The 639-nt window shown below is 51.2% G+C and carries 1 protein-coding gene; it reads right to left on the minus strand.

Annotation, left to right across the window (positions count from 1 at the left end; genetic code table 11):
- Positions 1–91: 91 nt before the first annotated feature.
- Complete coding sequence (locus ACTFO6_RS17460; protein WP_439935702.1) at positions 92–538, minus strand: hypothetical protein; 447 nt, start codon at positions 536–538, stop codon at positions 92–94.
- Positions 539–639: the final 101 nt, after the last annotated feature.

A 639-nucleotide genomic window follows, 5' to 3' on the forward strand; every position in this document is an offset into this window, starting at 1 on the left:
TTGCTCCCATGCTTCCCGTTCCTTTCAACCGGGCAGCTTTAGCTTACCCGACTGTCCAAAAAAACGTGACCGCCGCAAGCATACTCATGTGTTACTCTCCCTTTATAAAGATTTTTGTTTCGAATCCGCTCGACTTCGTCGGGTCAGGACATAAGTAGTAAGAGCCATGCCACGGACCAGGAAGATCGCCACCACCCCGACCATAGCGAATGTACTCACCCAAAACTTTTCCATCAGAACGACGCAAGATGCGACTTACTGTTTTGGCTACTTCAGGACTGCCCTTCCTGTAATAATGCGTTTCTCTTTCGACGTAGTAGTTATCCGTTAGCGTCATTTGCTCCCAGGTGGGCAAAATCCAATTCCTCTTGGAATACTTATCAAACTCCTCCGCCGGCAGCTTCACCTGCTCGTAGACCCGGATACCGCCGTCGATGGCGCACAGGCGTCTCACCTCTGCATCCAACGCCATTTGAGTCTGGGTTGCGCAACTCGCCATGAGGAGCAAAGGAAGCGAAACCAAAATGAGCCACCTCACGCGGCAAGCCTCCCATTCAATGCTCATACGCCGTAGGCGGACGCTGTGACGTTTTTTAATGCGTATCGCATACGGCTAAAGGCAGTGTAAGTAGCACTTTG

Source organism: Pelomicrobium sp. G1 (assembly GCF_051905455.1).
In the GTDB taxonomy this organism is placed as follows: domain Bacteria; phylum Pseudomonadota; class Gammaproteobacteria; order Burkholderiales; family UBA6910; genus Pelomicrobium.